The 7,801-nt window shown below is 71.3% G+C and carries 8 protein-coding genes; 6 read left to right on the top strand and 2 right to left on the bottom strand.

What is annotated here, in order from left to right:
• Positions 1-465: LacI family DNA-binding transcriptional regulator (locus AC1DUQ_RS13255; RefSeq protein WP_477073936.1), on the bottom strand; the 465-nt coding region annotated here is incomplete at its 3' end.
• A gap of 317 nt (positions 466-782) precedes the next feature.
• On the opposite strand from AC1DUQ_RS13255, the gene AC1DUQ_RS13260 reads away from it, so the two are divergent.
• The 6 genes from AC1DUQ_RS13260 to AC1DUQ_RS13285 all read left to right on the top strand — a co-directional run bounded on the left by AC1DUQ_RS13260 (position 783) and on the right by AC1DUQ_RS13285 (position 7,562).
• On the top strand, positions 783-1,148 hold the full coding sequence (locus AC1DUQ_RS13260) for an L-rhamnose mutarotase (protein WP_477060998.1): 366 nt from the start codon (positions 783-785) through the stop codon (positions 1,146-1,148).
• A complete protein-coding gene (rhaI, locus tag AC1DUQ_RS13265) occupies positions 1,145-2,299 on the top strand; it encodes an L-rhamnose isomerase (protein ID WP_477060999.1) in 1,155 nt (384 codons plus the stop codon). Before AC1DUQ_RS13260 ends, rhaI begins: the two co-directional genes overlap by 4 nt.
• Positions 2,296-4,323 carry a bifunctional aldolase/short-chain dehydrogenase gene (locus tag AC1DUQ_RS13270; protein ID WP_477061000.1) on the top strand — a complete coding sequence of 676 codons (2,028 nt, stop codon included), beginning with the start codon at positions 2,296-2,298 and terminating at the stop codon, positions 4,321-4,323. The genes rhaI and AC1DUQ_RS13270 overlap by 4 nt, the downstream gene beginning before the upstream one ends.
• A gap of 94 nt (positions 4,324-4,417) precedes the next feature.
• Positions 4,418-5,869 (top strand): rhamnulokinase, encoded by a 1,452-nt coding sequence (locus AC1DUQ_RS13275; protein ID WP_477061001.1) that lies wholly within the window; start codon positions 4,418-4,420, stop codon positions 5,867-5,869.
• 78 nt (positions 5,870-5,947) lie between these two features.
• Entirely contained in the window at positions 5,948-6,721 is a 774-nt protein-coding gene (locus AC1DUQ_RS13280) for an SDR family oxidoreductase (RefSeq protein WP_477061002.1), read from the top strand.
• A 166-nt stretch (positions 6,722-6,887) separates the two neighbouring features.
• Positions 6,888-7,562, top strand: coding sequence for a class II aldolase/adducin family protein (locus tag AC1DUQ_RS13285; RefSeq protein WP_477061003.1), 675 nt, complete (start codon positions 6,888-6,890; stop codon positions 7,560-7,562).
• Here AC1DUQ_RS13285 and AC1DUQ_RS13290 read toward each other — a convergent pair.
• A partial coding sequence (locus tag AC1DUQ_RS13290) for an AEC family transporter (protein WP_477073937.1) occupies positions 7,563-7,801 on the bottom strand: 239 nt, incomplete at its 5' end.

A 7,801-nucleotide genomic window follows, 5' to 3' on the forward strand; every position in this document is an offset into this window, starting at 1 on the left:
GAGCAGGACCACGTCGATCCCGCGGTCGCGCAGGGCCAGCAGGGTGTCCAGCGAGCCGGCCGACGGGGTGACCATGACGCCCTGCACGCCGTGCTCCTCGAACAGCCGCAGGTACCGGGCCTCGCGCTCGGGGTCCTCGTCGGAGGACGAGAGCATGAGGGTGTACTCGTCCGCGGCCAGCCGGTCCTCGACGCCTCGGGCGACCTCGGTGAAGAACGGGTTCGCGATGTCGAGCACGATGGCGCCGACCGTCTGGATGGTCCCCGCGCGCAGCTGTCGGGCCGAGGCGTTGCGGACGAACTGCAGCTCCTCGATGGCCACCAGGACGCGGTCGCGCGTGGCGTCGCTGACCTGGTCCGGGCGGTTGAGCACGTTCGAGACGGTGCCGACCGAGACGCCCGCGCGCTTGGCGACGTCCGTGATGGAGGGTCGGCGGTCTGCGCGTCCTCGTGTCGTCGTCGACATCGACCGTCCTCTCCCTCGAGCACCGAGCGTGCGGCCCGATGCTAGTTCCCTCCGTGGAGGCCATCGTGGTGCCTCGCTGCATCACGATGACGTCACGACTCTTGTGTGCCGGGAGCCGCGCGCGTACGGTGCAGCGTACTGAATCGATTCACCGACCTCAAGGGAGAGGCCGTGCGGGAATCGCGCCCTCGGGCGGGTCGCAAGCTCGGCGACGCCGGCATACCGGGGTGCGCCCGCGCCCCGACTCTTGACACACTGGTAAACGCTTACATAGAGTGCGTGAATCGTTTCAAAGGCGATTCGAGGAAGGCAGCCGTATGTCCCGCGTGTGCTTCATCTCCCGCGTCCGGCCGGACCGGCTGGACGAGTACCGGTCCCGGCACGCCGCCGTCTGGCCCGAGATGCTCGAGGCACTGCGCGACACCGGCTGGCGCGACTACTCGTTGTTCCTCGCCCCGGACGGGCTGCTCGTCGGCTACCTCGAGACCGACGACTACGCCGCCGCCCAGGACGCCATGACCCGCACGGCGGTCAACCCGCGCTGGCAGGCCGAGATGAGCGAGTTCTTCGTCGCCGACGGCAGTCCCGACGAGGGCTTCCACGTCCTCGACGAGGTGTTCCACCTGGAGGACCAGCTGCACGCAGCCGGCCTCCCCACCCACCCACAGGAGCTCCCCGCATGACCATCACCGATGCCCTGGCCCAGCAGACGATCGAGCTTCCCTCCTGGGCGTTCGGGAACTCGGGCACCCGGTTCAAGGTGTTCGCGCAGCAGGGGGTGCCGCGCGACCCCTACGAGAAGATCGCCGACGCCGCCCAGGTGCACAAGTACACGGGAGTGGCGCCGCGGGTCAGCCTGCACATCCCGTGGGACCTGGTGGACGACTACGACGACCTGGCCGCGCACGCCGCTGGGCTCGGGGTGTCCATCGGGGCGATCAACTCGAACCTGTTCCAGGACGACGACTACATGCTGGGCTCGCTGACGCACCCGTCGGCGGACGTGCGCAAGAAGGCCGTCGCGCACCACCTGCAGTGCGTCGACGTCATGCGCGCCACGGGCTCCACCGACCTGAAGATCTGGCTGCCGGACGGCCTGAACTACCCCGGCCAGGACTCGCTGCGCGCCCGCCAGGACCGGCTCGCCGACTCGCTGGCCGAGATCTACGCGGCCCTGGACCCGAACCACCGGCTGATCCTCGAGTACAAGTTCTTCGAGCCCGCCTTCTACGCGATGGACATCCCCGACTGGGGCACGTCCCTGCTGCACTGCCTGGCTCTGGGCGACCGCGCGTTCGTCGTGCTGGACACCGGGCACCACGCGCCGGGCACCAACATCGAGTTCATCGTCGCGCAGCTGCTGCGCGCCGGGCGGCTCGGCGCGTTCGACTTCAACTCCCGGTTCTACGCCGACGACGACCTCATGGTCGGCTCCGCGGACCCGTTCCAGCTGTTCCGGATCATGCACGAGATCGTGCAGTCCGGGGCGCTCGCGCCGGACTCGGGGGTCAACTTCATGCTCGACCAGTGCCACAACATCGAGCCGAAGATCCCGGGGCAGATCCGCTCGGTCATGAACGTGCAGGAGGCCACCGCGAAGGCGCTGCTGGTCGACGCCGAGGCGCTGCTCGAGGCTCAGCTTGCCGGTGACGTGCTCGGTGCGAACGCGCTGGTGATGGACGCGTACAACACCGACGTGCGGCCGCTGCTGGCCGAGCTGCGGGAGTCGCAGGGGCTCGACCCCGACCCGATCCGGGCGTACAAGGCATCGGGCTACGCGGAGACGATCATCGCCGAGCGCGTCGGCGGCACACAGGCGGGGTGGGGCGCATGAGCACGGTGGCACAGGAGCTGGTCGCACGGTCCAACAGACTCGGGGCGGACCCACGCACCACCAACTACGCCGGCGGCAACACGTCCGCGAAGGGCACCGCGACGGACCCGGTCACCGGTGACGACGTCGAGTTGCTCTGGGTCAAGGGCTCGGGGGGTGACCTGGGCACGTTGACGGAGAAGAACCTGGCCGTGCTGCGCCTGGATCGGCTGCGCGCTCTGGTCGACGTGTACCCGGGGGTGGAGCGCGAGGACGAGATGGTCGCCGCGTTCGACTACTGCCTGCACGGCAAGGGGGGTGCGGCGCCGTCGATCGACACGGCGATGCACGCGCTGGTCGGCGCCGCGCACGTGGACCACCTGCACCCGGACTCGGGCATCGCGTTCGCGACGGCGGCCGACGGGGAGGCGTTGACCCGGCAGGTGTTCGGGGACGCGGTGGTGTGGGTGCGGTGGCGTCGGCCGGGGTTCCAGCTGGGGTTGGACATCGCGGCGATCAAGGCCGCGAACCCGCAGGCCATCGGGTGCATCCTGGGCGGCCACGGGATCACCGCGTGGGGCGACACGTCCGACGAGGCCGAGGCGCGGTCGTTGCACATCGTGCGGACCGCGGAGGAGTTCATCGCCTCGACGACGGGTCCGCACCCGTTCGGTGACGTGGTGCAGGCGCCGCTTCCCGACGAGGAGCGTCGCGCCCGTGCGGCCGCGCTGGCGCCGGTGATCCGGGGGCTGGCCTCGACGGACAAGCCGCAGGTCGGCCACTACACGGACTCGTCGGTGGTGCTGGACTTCGTGTCCCGCGCGGAGCTGGCCCGTCTGGCCGAGCTCGGCACGTCCTGCCCGGACCACTTCTTGCGCACGAAGGTCAAGCCGCTGGTGCTGGACCTGCCCGCCGGCGCGCCGGTCGAGGAGGTCGTCGGAAGGCTCAAGGAGCTGCACGCCACCTACCGCGCGGACTACCAGGCCTACTACGACCGGCACGCCACCCCGGACAGCCCGGCGATCCGCGGCGCCGACCCGGCGATCGTGCTGGTGCCGGGGGTGGGGATGTTCTCGTTCGGCAAGGACAAGCAGACCGCCCGGGTGGCCGGGGAGTTCTACGTCAACGCGATCAACGTGATGCGCGGCGCCGAGGCGATCTCCACCTATGTGCCGATAGACGAGGCGGAGAAGTTCCGGATCGAGTACTGGGCGCTGGAGGAGGCCAAGCTCGCGCGCATGCCGAAGCCCAAGCCGCTGGCCACCCGGGTCGCGCTGGTCACCGGGGCCGGGTCGGGCATCGGCCGGGCGATCGCCGAGCGCCTGGCCGCCGAGGGTGCGTGCGTGGTGATCGCGGACCTCAACCTGGAGGGCGCCCAGGAGGTTGCGGACAGCCTCGGCGGTCCCGACGTCGCGATTGCGGTCAAGGCCGACGTGACCTCCGAGGAGGACATCGCCCGGCTGATCGCGGAGACCTCGCTGGCGTTCGGGGGGATCGACCTGGTGGTGAACAACGCCGGGCTGTCGATCTCCAAGCCGCTGCTGGAGACCACCGCCAAGGACTGGGACCTGCAGCACGACGTGATGGCCCGCGGCTCGTTCCTGGTCTCCCGGGAGGCGGCGCGGGCGATGATCGCCCAGGACATGGGTGGGGACATCGTCTACATCGCCTCGAAGAACTCCCTGTTCGCCGGGCCGAACAACATCGCGTACTCGGCGACCAAGGCCGACCAGGCCCACCAGGTCCGGCTGCTCGCCGCCGAGCTGGGCGGGCACGGGATCCGGGTCAACGGGGTCAACCCCGACGGCGTCGTGCGCGGCTCGGGGATCTTCGCCGGCGGCTGGGGCGCCCAGCGCGCGGCCACCTACGGGGTGCCCGAGTCCGAGCTCGGCGCCTACTACGCCCAGCGCACCCTGCTCAAGCGCGAGGTCCTGCCGGAGCACGTGGCCGCGGCGGTGTTCGCCCTGACCGGCCCGGACCTGGTGCAGACCACGGGCCTGCACGTCCCGGTCGACTCCGGCGTGGCAGCGGCCTTCCTGCGATGAGCCGGATGGCGTTCGAGATCGGGGGTTCGGCATCAGATCGCGGGTTCGCACCCACGATCTCGCGGCGAACCCTCGATCTCGCGGGGGCCCGCCGATGAGCGCGTTCGCGGCCGTCGACCTCGGCGCCTCGTCGGGGCGGGTCATCGTCGGGTCGGTGGTCGACGACCGCGTCGCGCTGCACGAGGTCAACCGGTTCCCCAACGGGCCGGTCCGGGTGGGCGGCTCGCTGCACTGGGACGTGATCGGGCTGTACCGAGGGATCCTCGACGGGCTGCGCGCGGCCACCCGGGAGGTCGGCGCGCTGGACGGTGTCGGCATCGACTCGTGGGCCGTCGACTACGGGTTGCTGGACGGTGACGGAGAGCTGCTCGGCACCCCCTTCCACTACCGGGACGCGCGGACCGACGGGGTGCCGGACAAGGTCTTCGCGACGATCCCCGCACCCGAGCTCTACGCCCGCACGGGTCTGCAGGTGCAGCCGTTCAACACGGTGTTCCAGCTGGTCGCCGCACAGGGGACGGCGGCGCTCGCGTCGGCCCGCGGGATGCTGCTGGTGCCCGACCTGCTCGGCTACTGGCTGACCGGGGTGCGGGTGGCCGAGGTGACCAACGCGTCGACGACCGGGCTGCTCGACGCGACGACCCGGGAGTGGGCCCTCGACGTGGCGGCCGCCCTGGGCATCGCGGAGAACCTGCTCCCGCCGCTGCGCGACGCCGGCGAGCTGCTGGGCCACACGACGCTCCTCGGGGAGGTCCCGGTCTGGACGGTCGGCTCGCACGACACCGCGTCGGCCGTCGTCGCCGTCCCCGCCACCGGCACCGACTTCGCGTACATCTCCTGCGGCACCTGGTCGCTGGTCGGCCTGGAGCTGGACCACCCGGTGCTCACCGAGGAGAGCCGCGCCGCGAACTTCACCAACGAGGCCGGCGTCGACGGCACGGTCCGGTACCTGCGCAACGTCATGGGCCTCTGGGTGCTCCAGGAGTCGATCCGCACCTGGAACGAGGCCGGTCTGCCCGCCGACCTGCCGGACCTGCTCGCGGCCGCGGCCCGCGTCCCGGCCCTGACCACGGTGGTCGACATCGACGGGCCCGCGTTCCTGCCGCCGGGCGACATGCCCACCCGGATCGCGGCCGAGGCTGCCCGGACGGGCCAGACGCCCCCGCAGTCGCAGGCCGAGACGGTCCGCTGCATCCTCGACTCGCTCGCGCTCGCCTACCGGCGGGCGGTCCGGCAGGCGGCAGACCTGGCGAGCCGTTCGATCGACGTGGTGCACGTGGTCGGCGGGGGAGTCCGCAACGAGCTCCTCTGCCAGCTGACCGCGGACGCGACCGGCCTGCCGGTGGTCGCCGGGCCGGTCGAGGGTGCCGCGCTGGGCAACGTCCTGGTGCAGGCGCGGGCGGCCGGCGTGCTGTCCGGGAGCCTCGCGGACCTGCGCGCGGTGGGCGCCCGAGGGCTGGATCTGCGGCGCTACGAGCCGGGTGCCACCGGGGGTCCGACCGACCGTCAGTGGGCCGCCGCCGAGCGCAGGGTCGAAGGTCCGTAGCCGCGCACGAGCGCATCTTCCTAGCGTGGAGACGAGGCCCCTCGAAGGCGTCGGGCCCAGTCCCGAGGAGTGGTCATCATGCGCACCGTCGTCATCACCGGATCGGCATCGGGCATCGGGCTCGCGACCGCAGAGATCCTGCGTGACCGCGGTGACCGAGTCATCGGCGTGGACGTCCACGACGCGGAGGTCGTCGCGGACCTGTCCACCGTCGCGGGCCGCGCGGCCATGGTCGAGCAGGTCCGGGAGCTCAGCGGCGGCACCGTGGACGCCGTCATCGCGAACGCCGGCCTGGCGCTCCCCGTCGCGGCGACCGTCGCCGTCAACTTCTTCGGCGCCGTGGCCACCCTCGACGGGCTGCGACCGCTGCTGCTCGGCTCCGACGCGCCGCGCGCCTCCCTCACCAGCTCCATGGCGAGCCTCATGCCGCACGACGACCTCCTGGTCGAGGCCGCTCTGGCGGGCGACGAGACCAAGGCGATGGAGCGCGCACAGGAGCTCGTCGACGCCGACCTCGGCCAGATCATCTACGCGTCGACCAAGGTGGCACTGTGCCGCTGGATGCGTCGGCACGCTGCGACGGCCGAGTGGGCCGGTGCGGGCATCCCGCTGAACGGGATCGGCCCCGGGATCGTCGAGACCCCGATGACGGCCGAGATGATCGCGACCGAGGAGCAGCGCGCGGCGATGGCCGACGTGGTGCCGATGCCGCTGCACGGGTACATGCAGCCCGAGGTGCCGGCGCGCTTGCACGCGTGGCTGGTCAGCGAGGAGAACACCCACCTGTGCGGGCAGCTCGTCTTCGTGGACGGCGGCTCGGACGTGGTGATCCGGGGCGACAGCACCTGGTGAGCCGTTGGAGTGCCGGCGCGCGGGACCGCTGCGGACGAGCCCGCGCGTCGACATCGCCATCGTGCTGCGGGTTGCCGGGCGAACCCGGGGACCAAGGTCCCTCGCTGCGGGTGACTCTGCGCGGAATCCTGATGAAAGGATTCAATCGATCGATGGAGAGGGTGCCATGAGCATCGACACGTCAGTTCGTTCGCTCGCGAGCGTGCAGGTGCGGGAGGAGATCCTCTACTACTGCCGCGAGTCGGTCCGCTGCGGACTGAACTTCAACACGCAGGGCAACATCAGCGTGCGGCTCACCGCCGACGACGGCACGGAAGCGATCGTCATCACCCCGTCCGACGTGCGCTACGACGCGATGTCGCCGGACGACATGGTGGTCGTCGCGATGGACGGCACCGTGCTCGAGGGCGACCTGCTCCCGTCGACCGAGCTGCCCGTCCACCTGGCCCACTACCGCCGCCGCCCCGACGCCCGCGCGATCGTGCACACGGAGTCGACGTTCGTGAACGTGCTCGGCGTCCTCGGCCGGCAGATCGACCCGGTGCTCCTCAACATGGTCCTGTACGCCAAGGGCACCATCCCGGTCATGCCGTTCGAGTTCTCCACCAACGCGGACTTCGGCCGGCGCAGCGCCGAGCTGATGGGCGACGACGTCAACGCGGTCGTGTGGGCCAACCACGGGCTGCTCGCGGTGGGCGTCTCGCTCAAGCTCGCGTTCAAGGTGGCCGTCGCGGTCGAGGAGAACGCCGAGGTGCTCCACCACGCGAGCCAGTCCGGTGGCGTGCCGAACGTGCTGGCCTACGACCGGATCGAGATCCCCGAGGGCGCGCGCCTGCCCTGATCAGCCGAGCGTGCCTGCGACGACCAGGAGCACGGGCACGCACAGGATCGTGGTGATCAGCCCGGCGTCGCGCGCGAGCGCCTCGCCGTGCCGGTACTGCATCGCGTAGACGAGGACGTTCTGCGCGGTCGGCAGAGACGCCATCGCGACGACGGCGAGCAGCGCGTGCGCGGGCAGGCCGAGYGCGGTGCCGAGCCCCCACGCCAGCAGCGGGTGCGCCAGCGCGCGCAGGCCGACGG

This window comes from Cellulomonas sp. P4_B5_2, from assembly GCF_056402235.1.